Source organism: Klebsiella sp. CN_Kp066, from assembly GCF_040065135.1.
Classification (GTDB): domain Bacteria; phylum Pseudomonadota; class Gammaproteobacteria; order Enterobacterales; family Enterobacteriaceae; genus Klebsiella; species Klebsiella oxytoca.
In genome coordinates this window covers 89239-107136 of sequence record NZ_JBEAIU010000038.1, presented here as the reverse complement: position 1 = coordinate 107136, position 17898 = coordinate 89239, and the positions used below count along the sequence as shown (strand labels likewise).

The following is a 17898-nucleotide window of genomic DNA, read 5'->3' as shown; positions in this document are numbered from 1 at the left end:
GAACTTCCATAGAGGCTTTATCGCCTTCTACGGTGATCAGCGACTGTTCAGCGGCGATGGTGTCGCCCACTTTAACCATGATTTCAGTGACTTCAACTTCATCACCGCCGATATCCGGTACGTGAACTTCTTTTGCGCTCGCGGCTGCAGGCGCAGCGGCGGCCGGAGCGGCTTCTTTCTTCTCTTCCTGCGCAGGTGCAGCGGCTGCTGCACCATCGGCGGAATCGAAAATCATGATCAGTTTACCGGTCTCGGTTTTGTCGCCGACGGAGACTTTAATCTCTTTAACAACGCCAGCCTGCGGAGACGGGACTTCCATAGAGGCTTTGTCGCCTTCTACGGTGATCAGCGACTGTTCAGCTTCAACTTTGTCGCCAACTTTGACCAGAATCTCGGTGATTTCAACTTCATCAGCCCCGATGTCCGGTACTTTGATTTCGATAGCCATTATTCTTTTACCTCTTACGCCAGACGCGGGTTAACTTTATCTGCATCGATGTTGAATTTAGTGATGGCTTCCGCAACCACTTTCTTATCGATTTCGCCACGTTTAGCCAGTTCGCCCAGCGCTGCTACCACCACGTAGGAAGCATCAACTTCGAAGTGGTGACGCAGGTTTTCACGGCTGTCAGAGCGACCGAAGCCGTCGGTACCTAGTACGCGGTAATCATCAGCCGGTACGTAAGTACGAACCTGCTCAGCGAACAGTTTCATATAGTCAGTAGACGCAACTGCCGGAGCGTCGTTCATCACCTGAGCAATGTACGGAACGCGCGGAGTTTCCAGCGGGTGCAGCATGTTCCAGCGTTCACAGTCCTGGCCATCGCGCGCCAGTTCGGTGAAGGAGGTAACGCTGTACACGTCAGAGCCTACGCCGTAGTCGTTGGCCAGGATCTGCGCTGCTTCACGCACGTGACGCAGGATAGAACCGGAGCCCAGCAGCTGAACTTTACCTTTGCTACCTGCAACGGTTTCGAGTTTATAGATACCTTTACGGATACCTTCCTCGGCACCTTCCGGCATCGCCGGCATATGGTAGTTTTCGTTCAGCGTGGTGATGTAGTAGTAAACGTTCTCTTGCGCTTCACCGTACATACGTTCCAGACCATCCTGCATGATGACCGCAACTTCGTACGCGTAAGACGGATCGTAAGAGATACAGTTCGGGATAGTCAGAGACTGAATGTGGCTGTGGCCATCTTCGTGCTGCAGACCTTCGCCGTTCAGCGTGGTACGACCGGAAGTCCCGCCGATCAGGAAGCCGCGAGCCTGCTGGTCGCCAGCCTGCCAGCACAGATCGCCGATACGCTGGAACCCGAACATGGAGTAGTAGATGTAGAACGGGATCATCGGCAGGTTGTTGGTGCTGTAAGAAGTCGCAGCAGCCAGCCAGGAGGCGCCGGCACCCAGTTCGTTGATACCTTCCTGCAGAATCTGGCCTTTTTCGTCTTCTTTGTAGTAAGCAACCTGCTCACGGTCCTGCGGAGTGTACTGCTGGCCGTTCGGGCTGTAGATACCAATCTGACGGAACAGACCTTCCATACCAAAGGTACGCGCTTCATCGGCGATGATCGGCACGAGGCGGTCTTTGATGGATTTGTTCTTCAGCATCACGTTCAGGGCACGTACGAACGCGATAGTGGTCGAGATCTCTTTGTTCTGCTCTTCCAGCAGCGGACGGAAATCTTCCAGGGTCGGCAGCTCCAGCTTCTCAGTGAAGTGGGTCTGACGGCTCGGCAGATAGCCGTGCAGTTTCTGACGCTGGGCGTGCAGATAAGTGTGCTCTTCGGAACCTTCCGGGAAGGTTACATACGGCAGTTTTTCGATATCAGCATCGGCAACCGGCACATTGAAACGATCGCGGACGTAGCGTACGCCGTCCATGTTCATTTTCTTAACCTGGTGAGCGATGTTTTTACCTTCGGCGGTGTCACCCATGCCGTAACCTTTGATGGTATGGGCAAGGATTACGGTAGCTTTGCCTTTGGTTTCCTGCGCTTTTTTCAGTGCAGCATAGACTTTCTTCGGATCGTGACCGCCGCGGTTCAGGGCCCAGATCTGCTCGTCAGTCCAGTCGGCAACCAGCGCTGCGGTCTCCGGATATTTACCGAAGAAGTGCTCACGCACGTAAGCGCCGTCTTTGGATTTGAAGGTCTGGTAATCGCCGTCAACGGTTTCTTCCATCAGCTGGATCAGTTTACCGCTGGTATCTTTACGCAGCAGCTCATCCCAGCGACCGCCCCAGATAACCTTGATAACGTTCCAGCCAGCACCGCCAAAGATGCCTTCCAGTTCGTTAATGATCTTGCCATTACCGGTAACCGGACCGTCGAGGCGCTGCAGGTTACAGTTGATTACGAAGACCAGGTTGTCCAGCTTCTCACGGGTTGCGATGGTGATCGCGCCTTTAGATTCCGGCTCGTCCATCTCACCGTCGCCGAGGAAAGCGTAAACGGTCTGTTTAGAGGTGTCTTTCAGGCCGCGGTGTTCCAGATATTTCAGGAATTTAGCCTGATAAATCGCACCGATTGGGCCCAGACCCATAGAGACGGTCGGGAACTGCCAGAATTCAGGCATCAGTTTCGGGTGCGGATAAGAGGACAGACCTTTACCGTGAACTTCCTGACGGAAGTTGTTCATCTGCTCTTCAGTCAGACGACCTTCCAGGAAAGCACGCGCATAGACGCCCGGAGAGATGTGGCCCTGGAAGTAAACCAGGTCGCCGCCGTCCTGCTCGTTGCGTGCGCGGAAGAAGTGGTTAAAGCACACTTCGTAGAAGGTTGCGGAAGACTGGAAAGAAGCCATGTGGCCGCCCAGTTCGAGATCTTTTTTCGATGCGCGCAGAACGGTCATGATGGCGTTCCAGCGGATCGCAGAACGGATACGACGTTCCAGATCCAGATTACCCGGGTATTCCGGCTCATCTTCAACGGCAATAGTGTTCACGTAGCCGCCGGTCGATGCGCCAGCAGCCACTTTCACCCCGCCTTTGCGGGCTTCAGAAAGGAGTTGGTCAATAAGATACTGAGCGCGCTCAACACCTTCTTCACGGATGACCGATTCGATCGCCTGTAGCCAGTCGCGAGTTTCGATCGGATCCACGTCATTTGGTAAACGTTCTGACATGGGGGGTATTCCTTATCTATCTAATCGTTGATTAATCTGGAACCTGTCCCATTGCGCTCTTTGTTCTTCATGCTTCTGGCTGTCTCTTTGTTGGCTTCGCTACCTCACTCCAGTCGCATAGTTCACTATGCTCCCGGGGATTCGCGCGCTTGCCGCCGCGATACACCCAAAATTATTTTGAACAACTAAAAGTGCAATAAGACAGGTTCTGCGTTTAGTTGCCGCGCTCTAAAAATGGCGCTTAAGAACCGGAGTTCTCATCCTTTCGTTGCTGTAAACGACGCAGTGAGCGTTCACGACGGCTCTGCTCACGGCTACGATCCAGCAAAATTTCCTCTATGAACGCCAGGTGACGATGCGAGGCTTCACGCGCCTGCTCCGGCTCCCCGGCGATTATCGCCTCAAAAATTCGAGTGCGATGATTGCTGACCTGCGGGAGCATTTCCCGGCGGGCGTACAACAATTCAAAATTCTGGCGAACGTTCTGAGCCAGCATTGGCTCCATACAGCGTAGTAGATGGAGCAGCACAACATTGTGCGCCGCTTCGGTGACGGCTATTTGATACTGGACGACGGCATCGGATTCAGCATCAAGATCGCCCGACTGCTGAGCCCGCTCGATAGCCTGATGCAGCTCGCGAATGCGTTCGCGATCTTCATCATTGCTGCGCAGCGCTGCGTAATATGCGGCAATGCCTTCAAGCGCGTGACGGGTTTCCAGCAGATCAAATTGGGATTCAGGGTGGTCGGACAGTAGCTCTACCAGCGGATCGCTGAAGCTCTGCCACAGGCGGCTTTGTACAAACGTTCCGCCCCCCTGGCGACGAAGCAACAACCCCTTAGCTTCGAGGCGTTGAATAGCCTCACGTAGCGAGGGTCGGGAAACGTCAAACTGTTTTGCCAGTTCACGTTCAGGCGGGAGCTTTTCACCGGGGCGCAACGTCCCCTCAAGGATTAAAAACTCCAGCTGCTGCTCTATCACATCGGATAGTTTTGGTTGGCGGATCTTGCTGTAGGCCATATTCCCTGTCTCTGCCATTAGCCCGGAGTCAATTGGTCTTACCAATTCATAGTTCGTATCGCTAAAGTAACAAAGTATTCACCTTCTGTCCATACAGGTTTTGATTGAAATCATTAAACCCGGCACGTTTTAACAACCTTACAGAAATAACATTTCATAAATGTAACTTTGCACAAATGTTGTGTTTACTCACAAGGAGGTAGCATTAACTAAATGGAAACGAAAAATTACGCTATCTGAACCGATTCAACGCCTTTTTTAATGAATATAAATTCACTTAACATGAATAACAGAGAAGAAAGGAGTAGATGCGGAGTATGCTGGCATAATTTACAAATGGTTTCTTTTTGCTCGCTTCGTCATCATCCCTTCATAAAGCAGGTGCATTCAGCGGCGCTTATCACTATTCTCCATGTTACGAAAGGCCTTTTCATGAATTACCCTCTCTGCCTTGCGTAAACAAATAAGTACACATACGGAATTTGATAATTACACACATACAATAATATGTGCGCTACATCACTCGGGGCAAAACGGGGCGCAGGCTCAGTGAAACTTCGCTGACTATGCTATCAGGCAGGGATGGACAGCGAAGAAGTCACCTGATGGATGACGCATACAAACATAATAACCATAACCACACACGAGGTTTCATGATGGAAGGTCAACAGCATGGCGATCGGCTAAAGCGCGGCCTTAAAAACCGCCACATTCAGCTTATTGCGCTGGGAGGCGCTATCGGTACCGGTTTGTTTCTGGGTAGTGCATCCGTCATCCAAAATGCAGGTCCCGGTATTATTCTGGGCTACGCAATTGCCGGTTTCATTGCCTTCCTGATCATGCGTCAGCTGGGCGAGATGGTGGTAGAAGAGCCGGTAGCCGGTTCATTTAGTCATTTCGCCTATAAATACTGGGGCGGCTTTGCGGGCTTTGCTTCCGGATGGAACTACTGGGTTCTCTACGTTCTGGTGGCCATGGCCGAGCTGACCGCGGTCGGGAAATACGTTCAGTTCTGGTGGCCGGAAATTCCCACCTGGGTTTCTGCGGCTATTTTCTTTATCGCCATCAATGCTATCAACCTGACTAACGTCAAGGTGTTTGGCGAAATGGAGTTCTGGTTCGCGATCATTAAAGTTGTCGCCGTTGTGGCGATGATCCTGTTCGGCGGCTGGCTGTTGTTCAGCGGCAACGGCGGTCCGCAGGCTACCGTACGCAACCTGTGGGAGCAAGGCGGGTTCCTGCCGCACGGCTTCACCGGGCTGGTGATGATGATGGCGATTATTATGTTCTCCTTCGGCGGCCTTGAGCTGGTGGGTATTACCGCCGCAGAAGCAGATAACCCGGAGCAAAGTATCCCGAAAGCGACCAACCAGGTTATCTACCGCATTCTGATTTTCTATGTAGGATCGCTGGCCGTTCTGCTCTCTCTGCTGCCGTGGAGCCGCGTGACCGCCGATACCAGCCCGTTCGTCCTTATCTTCCACGAACTGGGCGATACCTTCGTCGCTAATGCCCTGAATATTGTGGTATTAACCGCAGCGCTTTCCGTTTACAACAGCTGCGTATACTGCAACAGCCGTATGCTGTTCGGTCTGGCCCAGCAGGGGAACGCGCCAAAAGCGCTGATGAGCGTCGATAAACGCGGCGTGCCGGTTAATACGATCCTCGTTTCCGCGCTGGTCACCGCGCTGTGCGTACTGATTAACTACTTCGCGCCGGAATCCGCGTTTGGTCTGCTGATGGCGCTGGTGGTTTCTGCGCTGGTGATCAACTGGGCGATGATTAGCCTGGCGCACATTAAATTCCGCCGCGCTAAGCAGCAGCAGGGCGTGGTCACCCGCTTCCCGGCGCTGTTTTATCCGTTAGGCAACTGGATCTGCCTGCTATTTATGGTCGGGGTACTGGTTATTATGCTGATGACTCCGGGCATGGCGATTTCCGTCTATCTGATCCCGGTGTGGATTGCCGTTCTCGGCGTCGGTTATCTGTTCAAGCAGAAAACCGCCAGCGCCGTTAAAGCATAATCATACATCACCTGAATCTGTGCCCGCCCGCCGCTGGCGGGCACAGCGCATTGTTATCTGCTTCACACTTTCCTCGTCATAACCCATTTATCCATATCGTCGACCCTATCCTGCAACGCAATCATCTCTTACCCGACTAATAATCCTCTCCATACCGCAACGGGGAGATCGTCGCTATGAATGGCAATAAGCTTTCAGTTAAAGAGAAAATAGGCTACGGAATGGGCGATGCCGGATGTAATATTATCTTCGGCGCCATCATGTTGTTTGTTAACTATTTTTATACGGATATTTTTGGTCTCGCACCGGCGCTGGTCGGGGTGCTTCTGCTTTCCGTACGCGTTATTGATGCCGTGACCGACCCGATTATGGGGGCAATGGCAGACCGTACCCGCAGCAAATATGGCCGTTTTCGCCCTTGGCTCCTGTGGATCGCTTTCCCGTACGCGCTGTTCAGCGTCCTGATGTTTACCACCCCGGAATGGACGTACAATAGCAAGGTTATCTATGCTTTCGTCACCTACTTCCTGCTCTCTCTGACCTACACCGCGATCAACATCCCCTACTGCTCATTGGGTAGCGTGATTACGAACGACCCGCAGGAACGCGTGGCCTGTCAGTCATATCGTTTCGTATTGGTCGGCATCGCTACCCTGTTGCTCTCCCTGACGCTGCTGCCGATGGCGGACTGGTTCGGCGGCGAGGATAAAGCCAAAGGCTACCAGATGGCGATGACCGTGCTGGCGATTATCGGTATGTGCATGTTCCTGTTCTGCTTCGCCACCGTCCGTGAACGCGTAAAACCCGCAGTCCAGACCAACGACGAGCTGAAAAAAGATCTAAAAGACGTCTGGAAAAACGACCAGTGGGTTCGCATCCTGCTGTTAACGCTGTGCAACGTCTGTCCGGGCTTTATCCGTATGGCTGCGACCATGTACTACGTCACCTGGGTTATGCAGCAAAGCACCCACTTCGCCACGCTGTTTATCAGCCTCGGGGTTGTCGGAATGATGATCGGCAGTATGCTGGCTAAAGTCCTGACCGACCGCTGGTGCAAACTGCAGGTGTTTTTCTGGACCAATATCGTCCTGGCGATTTTCTCCTGCGCGTTCTATTTCTTCGACCCGCACGCCACCATGATGATTATGGTGCTCTATTTCCTGCTGAACATTCTGCACCAGATCCCGTCGCCGCTGCACTGGTCGCTGATGGCCGACGTTGATGACTACGGCGAATGGAAGACCGGTAAGCGCATCACCGGCATCAGCTTCTCCGGCAATCTGTTCTTCCTGAAAGTCGGCCTGGCCATCGCCGGCGCGATGGTTGGCTTCCTGCTCTCCTGGTACGGTTACGATGCCGGCGCGAAGCAGCAAAGCGCTTCCGCGATTAACGGTATCGTATTGCTGTTCAGCGTTATCCCCGGCGTCGGCTATCTGATTACCGCCGGCGTGGTGCGTATGCTGAAGGTAAACCGCGAATTTATGCGGCAAATTCAGTCCGACCTCGAAAAACGTCGGATTAACTACAGCGAGCTCAACGACTATCAGGAACTGAAAACCGGCGAACATGTAAGGAAAGCATAATGAAAAACTGGCCGAACCCATTTATTGAACAACGCGCGGACCCTTATATTCTGCGCCATCAGGATAGCTACTACTTTATCGCCTCGGTACCGGAGTATGACCGTCTGGAAATCCGACGCTCAGCCACCCTTGAAGGCTTGCGCGACGCGCAGCCGGTGGTCGTCTGGCGTAAGCCGGACAGCGGCCCAATGAGCCAGCTCATATGGGCCCCGGAGCTGCATAAAATTAACGGCAAATGGTATATCTACTTTGCCGCCAGCCACACGCACGATCTGGATGCGCTGGGTATGTTCCAGCACCGCATGTTCGCGCTGGAATGCGCGGACAGCGACCCGTTAACCGGTAAATGGCAGGAAAAAGGCCAGATTAAAACGCCGCTTGATACCTTTGCGCTGGATGCCACGACTTTCCGCCATCAGGGTAAGCAGTGGTATCTATGGGCGCAAAAAGATCCTGAAATTAAAGGCAATACCAACCTCTATCTGGCTGAACTGGAAAATCCGTGGACGCTAAAAGGTCAGCCGGTCATGCTGAGTCAACCCGAGTTCGACTGGGAGTGCCGAGGTTTTCTGGTGAACGAAGGCCCGGCGGTACTGTTCCATGGCGACAAGCTGTTCGTCAGCTATTCCGCCAGCGCCACCGACGAAAACTACTGCATGGGCCTACTGTGGATAGACGTCAGCGCCGACCCTCTCCGCCCGGAAAACTGGCATAAAGCGCCGCAGCCGGTATTTCGTACCAGCTATGAGAATCGTCAGTATGGGCCAGGCCACAATAGCTTTACGCAAACGCCGGAGGGAGAAGATGTGCTGGTGTACCATGCGCGCAACTACACCGAAATCGAAGGCGACCCGCTGTATGATCCGAATCGCCATACGCGCCTGAAGCTGATTCGCTGGCAAGAAAACGGGATGCCTGATTTTGGCATCCCGGCAGCAGAGACGAATTAAAAGCGGAACCTGCCCGCCAGCGGGCAGGTGCTTAAATCAACGTACCGTAAATCGTCAGCAGCGCCATAATCACGACCACCACCAGCGATGTTTTTTTCGCCATTGAGACTGCCGCCTTCGGCGTTGCCACTTTATCCACATGCGGCTCGCGCGCAAGTGAATACTGCGCCAGGCGCGTCAGCACCTGATACTGCGAAGAGTGGCGGTCGCCCAGCGAAGCAAACCACGCAGGCAAAGCCTTTTCCCCGTGTCCAATCAGCGCGTAGACCACGCCGACCAGACGTACCGGAACCCAGTCGACTACGTGCAAAATGCCGTCAATCCCCGACTGTAAGCGATGACGCGGCGTCTGATAACGCGCCAGCCAGGTCTGCCAGGCCCGCAGCGTACAATAGGCCACCAGAGTTAGCGGCCCCCACGGTCCGCCGACAACGAACCAGAACAGCGGAGCGAGATAGTAGCGGTAGTTAATCCACAGCAGCGCGTTTTGCAGCTCGCTCAGATATTCACGCTGGTCGCAGCCGGGCGGCACGCCGTGGATCAGGGTGAGCTCGCTGGCCATCGCATCGCAGGCGCGGCTATCGTCGCGCGCCGCGGCTTTCAGATAGGCGTGATAGTGCAAACGCACTTTACCTGCGCCAATACACAGCAAACCAAGCAGGATCCAGAACACCAGCAAAGGAACGTTAAACAGCTGCCCTTGCAGCAGGCGCTGAATAACATACACGACCGCCGCCGCCGCTGCCGTCATCAGTACGGTGGTCAGCAGGGAATAATGCTTAACCCGGCGAAACAGCACTTCCAGCCGGTGATCGAGCTGCCAGTGCTCGCCAAGCTTAAACAAACGCTCGGCTATAAGTACTAACAGCGTAGTGAACAACGTCATGGCATCTCCTTATTCTGACGACGGGGTTAACAGACTGCGAAATTTAGCCCAGTCAAAGGCCGGACCGGGATCCGTTTTACGCACGGGCGCAATATCGCAATGGCCGGTGATATGGTCAGCTATCGCCGGATAAAGCAAGATAAGCTGACGGGTAACCGCAACCAGTTGCTGATACTGCGCGTCGGTATAGGCCAGCGTATCGGTCCCTTCCAGCTCAATGCCGATGGAAAAGTCGTTGCAACGTTCTCGGCCGCGGTAGCTGGAAACGCCCGCGTGCCAGGCACGCTTATCAAAAGGGACATACTGCACGATTTCACCATCGCGGCGAATCAGACAGTGTGCCGAAACGCGAAGATGAGCTATTTCAGCAAAAAAAGGGTGCGCATTCGGATCGAGCGTCCCGCTGAACAGGGCATCAATCCATGGCCCGCCAAACTCACCTGGCGGCAGGCTAATATTATGCACCACCAGCAACGAAGGGGTTTCATTATCCGGGCGGCTATCGTAGTGCGGCGAAGGAACCCGACGCGCTTCTACCAGCCATCCCCCGTTCAACTGCATGTTGATCTCCTTATTACTAGCTTATGCATTCGCGGCACCGTGGCCATCGCATCCCCGGCATCATTTGCGCTCTTCTTCAGTTGGCTAACGCCAAAAACTCCACGCTGAAAACCACCGGCGAAATGAAGCGGATGTGGTACGGAAACGTCGTTCAGGTTAGCATGTTTCCCACTTCTGAATCTTATCTATCTGGAGCTTTCTCATGACGCCTCGTCGCTACAATCCCGACCGCCGCCGTGACGCGCTGCTGGAGCGTATTAATCTTGATATTACCGATGCCGTGGCCCAATCCCTGCGGGAAGATTTAGGCGGCGAAGTGGATGCCAATAATGACATTAGCGCCCAATTGTTGCCGCAGGACGCACGCTCGCACGCGGTAGTGATCACCCGTGAAGACGGCGTATTTTGTGGTAAACGCTGGGTGGAAGAGGTCTTTATTCAGCTTGCGGGCGATGATGTTAACTTCACCTGGCATGTTGCCGATGGCGATGCGGTAAAAGCCAATCAGCCGCTGTTCGAGCTGGAAGGCCCTTCGCGTATTTTGCTTACCGGCGAACGTACCGCGCTTAATTTCGTGCAGACACTCTCCGGGGTGGCAAGCGAAGTTCGTCGCTATGTCGACCTGCTGGCCGGCACTAAAACTCAGTTGCTCGATACGCGCAAAACGCTGCCTGGACTGCGCACGGCGCTAAAATATGCCGTTCTTTGCGGCGGCGGCGCCAACCATCGTCTGGGTCTCTCCGATGCCTTTCTGATTAAAGAGAACCATATTATCGCCTCCGGCTCGGTACGGCAGGCGGTAGAAAAAGCGTTCTGGCTGCACCCGGATGTTCCGGTAGAAGTCGAAGTTGAAAACCTTGAAGAGCTGGATGAGGCGCTGAAAGCCGGTGCCGACATTATTATGCTCGATAACTTCACTACCGATATGATGCGCGAGGCGGTCAAACTCACCAATGGCCAGGCAGCGCTGGAAGTCTCCGGCAACGTCACATTCGACACCATTCGTGAATTCGCTGAAACCGGCGTCGATTACATTTCCGTAGGCGCATTGACCAAGCACGTCCGCGCTCTTGATCTCTCTATGCGTTTCCGCTAATTCCCTCGCCCCGGTTTGCACTTCATGCCGGGGCGCACTTTTGCGAACCGACTCGCACGCCAGTAATCTCTCGCTGCAACCCGCAAAAAAAGCCTGGAAGCCTGCTTCCTTAGGCGCGATCCGCTGCTCGTATCGCAGAATAAAGCCCGGCAAAGTGCTCCCGAGGATAACAAGGAGCAACTTATGGACAAACAACGTGGTTTTACTTTAATCGAACTGATGGTGGTCATCGGAATCATCGCGATACTCAGCGCAATCGGCATTCCGGCTTATCAGAACTACCTACGAAAAGCAGCGCTTACCGATATGCTGCAAACCTTCGTCCCTTTCCGCACCGCCATTGAGCTTTGCGCGCTTGAGCACGGCGGCATAACCACCTGCGATGGCGGCAGCAACGGTATCCCTTCGCCCGCGACTACTCGCTATGTCTCGGCCATGACCGTGGCGGCAGGCGTTGTCACGCTCACCGGACAGGAGAGTCTCAATGGCTTAAGCGTCACGATGACGCCGAACTGGGATAACGCTAACGGCATTACCGGCTGGCAGCGCGTGTGCAATATTACCGGTGATAGCGCACTCAAGCAGGCCTGTGAAGACGTGTTCCGTTTTAACTGAGGCCGCAGCAATGAAAACTGAACAATTAATACCTCTCTGCCAGCGCTATCACGCCTTGCTGCTTGACAGCAATGAACACACTATCGCTATCGCCGTGGTTGATTCCCCTGCCCCGGAGCTGCTGGAGGCGCTACGTTTTGCGACTCAGAAAAGGATTGATATCGAATGCTGGAGCCAGGATCGGATGGACAAGCGGCTGCAGGCACCGGGAATAGCAACGCTTGCCCCGCCTGTCGAAGCGTCAGCCAGCATCGTTGAACAGGTCAATAATCTTCTGGAACAAGCTCTGCGCCAGCGCGCATCGGATATTCATATCGAACCAGGCGAACAGCAACTGAGAATTCGCCTGCGGGTAGATGGCGTACTACATTCTCTGACGCCGCTGGCCCCGGAACTTGCCGCACCTATTACCGCCCGGCTTAAGGTGCTCGACAATCTGGATATTGCCGAACATCGAACGCCGCAGGACGGCCAGTTCACCCTTACGCTCTCAGATCGTCCGATCTCGTTTCGGATCGCTACGCTTCCCTGCCGTGGAGGAGAAAAAATCGTTCTTCGCCTGTTACACCAGGTCGAGCAGACGCTGGACCTCGAAGCGCTGGGGCTCTCTTCACAACAGCTTGCCGCCTTTCGTTCGGCGCTTAACCAACCTCAGGGACTGATACTGGTCACCGGTCCGACGGGAAGCGGAAAAACCGTCACTCTTTATAGCGCGCTGCAGGCGCGAAATCGTGATGAGGTCAACATCTGTAGCGTGGAAGATCCGCTGGAGATCCCCATCGTGGGAATGAATCAAACGCAGATTAACCCACGCGCGGGACTCACCTTTCACAGCGTGCTGCGCGCCCTGCTACGTCAGGATCCCGATATCGTTATGGTGGGAGAGATACGCGATGCTGAAACCGCGGAAATTGCGATAAAAGCAGCGCAAACCGGGCATCTGGTACTCTCAACGTTGCACACCAATTCAACGTGTGAAACGCTGGTTCGCCTGCAGCAGATGGGCGTTGCGCGCTGGATGGTCTCATCCGCGCTCTCGCTGGTTGTCGCTCAACGCCTGGTACGGAAACTGTGCCCGCACTGCCGCCGTGAAACCGGCAGTTCGACCAACGTCCCGCATAGCCTGTGGCCGCGATCGCTTCCTCAGTGGCAGGCTCCGGGCTGCCAGCACTGCTATCACGGCTACTACGGTCGCCTGGCACTCTTCGAACTGCTGCCGGTTAATACCGCACTGCGGCAGGGGATTACCCAGGGCCTTAGCGCTGAGGAAATCGAAACGCTGGCGCGGGAATCCGGCATGATGACGCTGTTTGAAAGCGGCTGTCTGGCTGTAGAGCGTGGGATGACAAGTCTGGAAGAAGTGGTACGCGTTTTAGGGATCCCGCATGGCGACTAAACGACTCTGGCGCTGGCACGGTATCGATGGTCAGGGGATGCCCTGCCAGGGAACGCTCTGGCAGGATAATCGCCCTGAGGCATTGCAAAGCCTGGAGCGAGAACGAATCATCCCGCTTACGCTGCGCCGCTGTAGTGTGCAAAAGTCCCTCTGGCATCCACGCTACAGCGGTGAGGTTATTCGCCAACTGGCCGCCCTTCTCCAGGCCGGTCTTCCCCTTGCTGAGGGGCTTGGACTGCTGGCGCAGCAGCAGCCTAACGCGCAGTGGCAGGCATTGCTGCAAACCCTGGCTGAGGATCTGGCGCAAGGCATTTCGCTTTCAGGCTCCCTTGAAAAATGGCCCGAAGCTTTTCCTCCGCTTTATCTGGCAATGATCCGCACCGGAGAACTTACCGGTAAACTGGAGCTATGCTGCGCGCAGTTAGCTCATCAGCAGCGAGAACAGCGACTGCTTAGCGAAAAAGTCAAAAAGGCCCTGCGCTATCCGCTGATTATTTTGTCCCTGGCGCTACTGGTGGTGATGGGAATGCTGTGCTTTGTTTTGCCAGAGTTTGCTGCCATTTATCAAACCTTCAATACCCCGCTACCGCTGCTGACCCGCGCGGTCATGGGCATTGGCGAAGGGTTAACTCACTATTGGCCATTGCTCGCTGCGCTGCTCGTTTTACCTGCGATACTCAACCGGCTGATTTGCCAGAGGCCCAACTGGCTGCTGTATCGTCAGAAACTTCTCCATAAGCTGCCGGTGTTTGGCAAACTGCTGTGCGGTCAGCGGCTTAGCCAGATATTTACCGTACTCGCATTGACGCAAAGCGCCGGTATCAGCTTTCTGCAGGGCCTGCAAAGCGTGGAAGAAACCCTGAGCTGTCCGCTATGGCGACAAAGGCTGCAGCAGGTTTCCCGGCAAATCACTCACGGCGCGCCCATCTGGCAGGCGCTCACTGACAGCGGAGGATTCACGCCGCTCTGTTTGCAACTGATACGTACCGGTGAAGCTTCGGGTTCGCTGGATACCATGCTGGAAAATCTGGCTCGCCATCACAGTGAGCAGACGCAACAGCAGGCGGATAACCTGGCCACCTTACTGGAACCGATGATGCTGGTCGTTACCGGAACGATTGTCGGCGTACTGGTAGTCGCGATGTATTTACCCATTTTTCATCTGGGCGACGCCATTAGCGGGATGGGGGGATAGCGCTGGCGCAGACGCGCCAGCGAGTTGCGTTACAGGCTGTTGAACACGCGGTTCTCTTGTTCCTGTACGCGAATAAAAGTCGTGCGTTTAGTCAATTCTTTCAGGCGTGAAGCACCAACGTAGGTGCATGCGGAACGCAGGCCGCCAAGGATATCGCGCGCGGTATTTTCAACCGGGCCGCGCAGAGGCAGCTTAACGGTTTTGCCTTCAGCCGCACGATACTGCGCTACGCCGCCAACGTGACGGGTCATCGCCGACTCGGAGCTCATACCGTAGAACAGCATAAATTTTTCGCCGTTCTCTTCAACTACGGTACCGCCGCTTTCTTCGTGACCGGCCAGCATACCGCCAAGCATCACGAAATCCGCGCCGCCGCCGAATGCTTTAGCCACATCGCCCGGCATAGTACAACCGCCGTCGCTGATAATCTGCCCGCCCAGGCCGTGCGCCGCGTCGGCGCATTCAATTACGGCGGAAAGCTGCGGGTATCCGACGCCAGTTTTTACGCGAGTCGTACATACGGACCCCGGACCAATGCCAACCTTCACAATATCGGCGCCAGAAAGAACCAGCTCTTCACACATTTCACCGGTCACAACGTTACCCGCAATAATAGTTTTCTGCGGCCAGGCTTCGCGAGCTTTGGCCACAAACTGCACGAAGTGCTCGGAGTAACCATTCGCCACATCAATGCACACAAAGCTAAGCTGCGGGTTCTGCAGCAGTATCTGCTTCGTTTTTTCGAAATCCGCATCGGAAGTGCCGGTTGAGACCATGACATGCTGCAGGACATCCGCAGAAACGCCCTGAACAAACGCCTGCCACTGTTCAACGCTGTAATGCTTATGAACTGCGGTCAGAACGCCAAAAGAAGCCAGCGCTTTGGCCATAGCAAACGTGCCCACCGTATCCATGTTGGCGGCAATGATCGGCACACCAGACCAGGTCTGGCCAGAATGTTTGAAAGTGAATTCACGTTCCAGCTGTACATCAGAACGGCTTTTGAGGGTAGAGCGTTTCGGGCGGATAAGAACGTCTTTAAAACCAAGCTTCAGATCTTCTTCAATACGCATGTGCGAATTCCTGGGGTTAATTGCATTATTGTGAGAGCACAACTCCAGTGACGTTATCATACGCACGAATCATGGCCGCGCAAGACTGCGATTTTCACTTTTTTTACGCTACAATCGTATAAATTTACCTGGTGAATAGACAAAAGCGAACCCGCGATATTTAATCGCCAGCGTATCATTTTTAACCACTTGATTTACATGTGTAAAAAGAATCAGAATGCGTGGTGACAGCAGATTATCGGTTCGATATTACGTCGATAAAACAGCTGCGGCGTCGCTGTCATGTCGTAAATAACGGCGCTGTTTGTTGAAAATATGCATGTAGTCAGTTTCAGGATCGAGGTGTATGACGTACACGGTGGCGTTAACAGGCGGCATTGGCAGTGGTAAAAGTACCGTAGCCGATGCGTTCGCACAGCTCGGCGTTAACGTTATTGATGCTGACATTATCGCGCGCCAGGTGGTGGAGCCCGGTACACCGGGGCTAAGCGCTATTGCTCAACGCTTTGGTGCGCAGATGCTCAACGAAGATGGTACCCTGAACCGTCGTGCTCTGCGCGAGCATATTTTTGCTCATGACGAAGATAAGCGCTGGCTAAACGCGCTGCTGCACCCGCAAATTCAGCAGGAAACGCGTCGGCAGATACAGTTTGCCACCTCGCCTTATATTCTCTGGGTTGTACCTCTACTGGTCGAAAATGGTTTGTCCGCCAAAGCCGACCGCGTACTGGTTGTCGATGTGCCAAAAGAGACGCAAATTGAGCGTACGATGCTTCGCGATCGGGTCAGTCGGCAACATGCGGAACATATTCTTGCCGCTCAGGCGACGCGCGAGCAGCGCCTTGCCGTAGCGGATGATGTTATTGAAAATATGGGTTCACCTGATGTCATAGCATCAGCTGTCGCCCGCCTGCATGCAAAGTATCAACGTCTGGCATCGCAGGCCGCCTCACAGGAAAAACCGTAATGCATACCCCTGTTCTTTTTGAACATCCGCTTAATGAAAAGATGCGCACCTGGCTACGCATTGAGTTTTTACTTCAGCAGTTATCCGTTCATCCGGCGATTACCACTCATGCGGATGCGCTGCATTTCTTCCGCAATATCGGCGATCTTTTAGATGTTTTAGAACGCGGTGAAGTCCGTACCGATCTGATGAAAGAGCTGGATCGCCAACAGAGGAAACTGCAATCCTGGGCAGAAGTACCTGGGGTCGATCAGGATCGCATCAATGAATTACGCCAGCAGCTAAAACAATCCGGCAGCACATTAATGTCCGCCCCGCGGATCGGCCAGTATCTGCGAGAAGACCGTCTGATCGCCCTGGTGCGCCAGCGCTTAAGCATCCCAGGTGGCTGCTGTAGCTTTGACCTCCCGACGCTGCATATCTGGCTGCATATGCCGCAGGCATACCGCGATGAGCAGGTCGGTAAGTGGCTGACCAGCCTTGAACCTTTAACGCAATCCTTGCTGCTTGTTCTCGATCTCATCCGCAACTCGGCACCTTTCCGTAAGCAGACCAGCCTGAACGGTTTTTATCAGGACAACGGCGAGGACGCCGACCTGCTGCGTCTGCGCCTGGATCTTGCCAGCCAGCTCTACCCGCAAATTTCAGGTCATAAGAGCCGTTTTGCCATCCGCTTTATGCCGCTGGACAGCGAGCACGGTATTGTGCCGGAACGTTTTGATTTTGAACTGGCCTGCTGTTAAGGAGCGAAAATGTCAGAAGAGATAACCGTTAATTGCCCAACCTGCGGCAAAATTGTGATCTGGAATGAGCAGAGTCCACATCGTCCGTTCTGCTCCAAACGCTGTCAGCTCATTGATTTAGGCGAATGGGCAGCGGAAGAGAAACGCATCCCGAGCAGCAGCGATCTGTCAGATAGCGATGGCTGGAGTGAGGATAAAGAGTAAAACCGGGCTAGCCCAAAGATACCTTGCCGGATCGCGGTCTCGCCCGGTCCGGCTTACCTCCCGCCCGCTAGTTTTGCTATCACGGGTTCATTTGCCGGAGGAAAATCTTCGGCGACGAGCGCGCTTTGCGCTATCCAGCGCCCTGGCTGCCCCTCTTTCCCCCACGGCTCGCCATCCCAGCTTTCCACCAGCCAGAACCACAGCGTTATATGACGGTCGGGAAACTGATACTCCAGCTTATCGAACAGGCTGGAAGCTCTCACTGTAATACCCACTTCTTCCTGTAGTTCACGCACTAAGGCCTGCTCTGACGACTCGCCCTCTTCAATTTTCCCACCAGGAAATTCAAGCTTATTCGCCATATGCGCGTCGGCAGCTCGCTGGGTGATGAAAATTTCGCCTCGCGCATTGCGGATAATACCGACGGAAATCTGTAGTGTTTTCATTGTGCTTCTTCC

The 17898-nt window shown here is 54.2% G+C and carries 17 protein-coding genes; 10 read left to right on the top strand and 7 right to left on the bottom strand.

Annotated elements, in window-relative coordinates:
* The 3 genes from ABLV75_RS15155 to pdhR all read right to left on the bottom strand — a co-directional run.
* Positions 1-448 (bottom strand): biotin/lipoyl-containing protein (locus ABLV75_RS15155; RefSeq protein ID WP_348855011.1); only part of this gene is annotated, 448 nt, incomplete at its 3' end.
* Positions 449-462: 14 nt separating this feature from the next.
* Positions 463-3126 (bottom strand): pyruvate dehydrogenase (acetyl-transferring), homodimeric type, encoded by a 2664-nt coding sequence (gene aceE / locus ABLV75_RS15150; protein ID WP_004108078.1) that lies wholly within the window; start codon positions 3124-3126, stop codon positions 463-465.
* A 241-nt stretch (positions 3127-3367) separates the two neighbouring features.
* Positions 3368-4147 (bottom strand): pyruvate dehydrogenase complex transcriptional repressor PdhR, encoded by a 780-nt coding sequence (pdhR, locus tag ABLV75_RS15145; RefSeq protein WP_004098632.1) that lies wholly within the window; start codon positions 4145-4147, stop codon positions 3368-3370.
* Between the two features lie 653 nt (positions 4148-4800).
* Here pdhR and aroP point away from each other — a divergent pair.
* From aroP to ABLV75_RS15130, 3 genes are all read left to right on the top strand, one after another.
* Positions 4801-6171 carry an aromatic amino acid transporter AroP gene (aroP, locus tag ABLV75_RS15140; protein ID WP_160886621.1) on the top strand — a complete coding sequence of 457 codons (1371 nt, stop codon included), beginning with the start codon at positions 4801-4803 and terminating at the stop codon, positions 6169-6171.
* A gap of 176 nt (positions 6172-6347) precedes the next feature.
* A complete protein-coding gene (locus ABLV75_RS15135; RefSeq protein WP_004108084.1) occupies positions 6348-7754 on the top strand; it encodes an MFS transporter in 1407 nt (468 codons plus the stop codon).
* The gene (locus tag ABLV75_RS15130; protein WP_016807529.1) at positions 7754-8704 is read left to right on the top strand and encodes a family 43 glycosylhydrolase; all 951 of its coding nucleotides are present in this window, start codon (positions 7754-7756) and stop codon (positions 8702-8704) included. The genes ABLV75_RS15135 and ABLV75_RS15130 overlap by 1 nt, the downstream gene beginning before the upstream one ends.
* A gap of 31 nt (positions 8705-8735) precedes the next feature.
* Here ABLV75_RS15130 and ampE read toward each other — a convergent pair whose 3' ends face one another.
* Complete coding sequence (ampE, locus tag ABLV75_RS15125; RefSeq protein WP_004108089.1) at positions 8736-9590, bottom strand: beta-lactamase regulator AmpE; 855 nt, start codon at positions 9588-9590, stop codon at positions 8736-8738.
* 9 nt (positions 9591-9599) lie between these two features.
* Complete coding sequence (ampD, locus tag ABLV75_RS15120; RefSeq protein ID WP_004108091.1) at positions 9600-10151, bottom strand: 1,6-anhydro-N-acetylmuramyl-L-alanine amidase AmpD; 552 nt, start codon at positions 10149-10151, stop codon at positions 9600-9602.
* Between the two features lie 202 nt (positions 10152-10353).
* Between ampD and nadC the strand changes: the two genes are divergently transcribed.
* From nadC to hofC, 4 genes are all read left to right on the top strand, one after another.
* Positions 10354-11247, top strand: a complete 894-nt coding sequence (gene nadC / locus ABLV75_RS15115) for a carboxylating nicotinate-nucleotide diphosphorylase (RefSeq protein WP_004108093.1) — start codon at positions 10354-10356, stop codon at positions 11245-11247.
* A gap of 183 nt (positions 11248-11430) precedes the next feature.
* The gene (ppdD, locus tag ABLV75_RS15110) at positions 11431-11862 is read left to right on the top strand and encodes a prepilin peptidase-dependent pilin (protein WP_004108095.1); all 432 of its coding nucleotides are present in this window, start codon (positions 11431-11433) and stop codon (positions 11860-11862) included.
* 10 nt (positions 11863-11872) lie between these two features.
* On the top strand, positions 11873-13258 hold the full coding sequence (gspE, locus tag ABLV75_RS15105) for a type II secretion system protein GspE (protein ID WP_348855010.1): 1386 nt from the start codon (positions 11873-11875) through the stop codon (positions 13256-13258).
* A complete protein-coding gene (gene hofC / locus ABLV75_RS15100; protein WP_004108099.1) occupies positions 13248-14453 on the top strand; it encodes a protein transport protein HofC in 1206 nt (401 codons plus the stop codon). Before gspE ends, hofC begins: the two co-directional genes overlap by 11 nt.
* 29 nt (positions 14454-14482) lie before the next feature.
* On the opposite strand, the gene ABLV75_RS15095 is transcribed toward hofC, so the two are convergent.
* Complete coding sequence (locus ABLV75_RS15095) at positions 14483-15526, bottom strand: GMP reductase (RefSeq protein ID WP_004108101.1); 1044 nt, start codon at positions 15524-15526, stop codon at positions 14483-14485.
* Between the two features lie 346 nt (positions 15527-15872).
* On the opposite strand from ABLV75_RS15095, the gene coaE reads away from it, so the two are divergent.
* From coaE to yacG, 3 genes are read left to right on the top strand one after another with little or no spacing between them, the layout of a single operon-like run.
* Entirely contained in the window at positions 15873-16493 is a 621-nt protein-coding gene (gene coaE / locus ABLV75_RS15090; protein WP_004108103.1) for a dephospho-CoA kinase, read from the top strand.
* Positions 16493-17236 carry a cell division protein ZapD gene (gene zapD / locus ABLV75_RS15085; RefSeq protein ID WP_004108104.1) on the top strand — a complete coding sequence of 248 codons (744 nt, stop codon included), beginning with the start codon at positions 16493-16495 and terminating at the stop codon, positions 17234-17236. The genes coaE and zapD overlap by 1 nt, the downstream gene beginning before the upstream one ends.
* A gap of 9 nt (positions 17237-17245) precedes the next feature.
* On the top strand, positions 17246-17440 hold the full coding sequence (yacG, locus tag ABLV75_RS15080) for a DNA gyrase inhibitor YacG (RefSeq protein WP_004108106.1): 195 nt from the start codon (positions 17246-17248) through the stop codon (positions 17438-17440).
* A gap of 53 nt (positions 17441-17493) precedes the next feature.
* Here the strand turns inward: yacG and mutT are convergent, their stop codons facing one another.
* Positions 17494-17886 (bottom strand): 8-oxo-dGTP diphosphatase MutT, encoded by a 393-nt coding sequence (gene mutT, locus ABLV75_RS15075; RefSeq protein ID WP_004108107.1) that lies wholly within the window; start codon positions 17884-17886, stop codon positions 17494-17496.
* Positions 17887-17898: the final 12 nt, after the last annotated feature.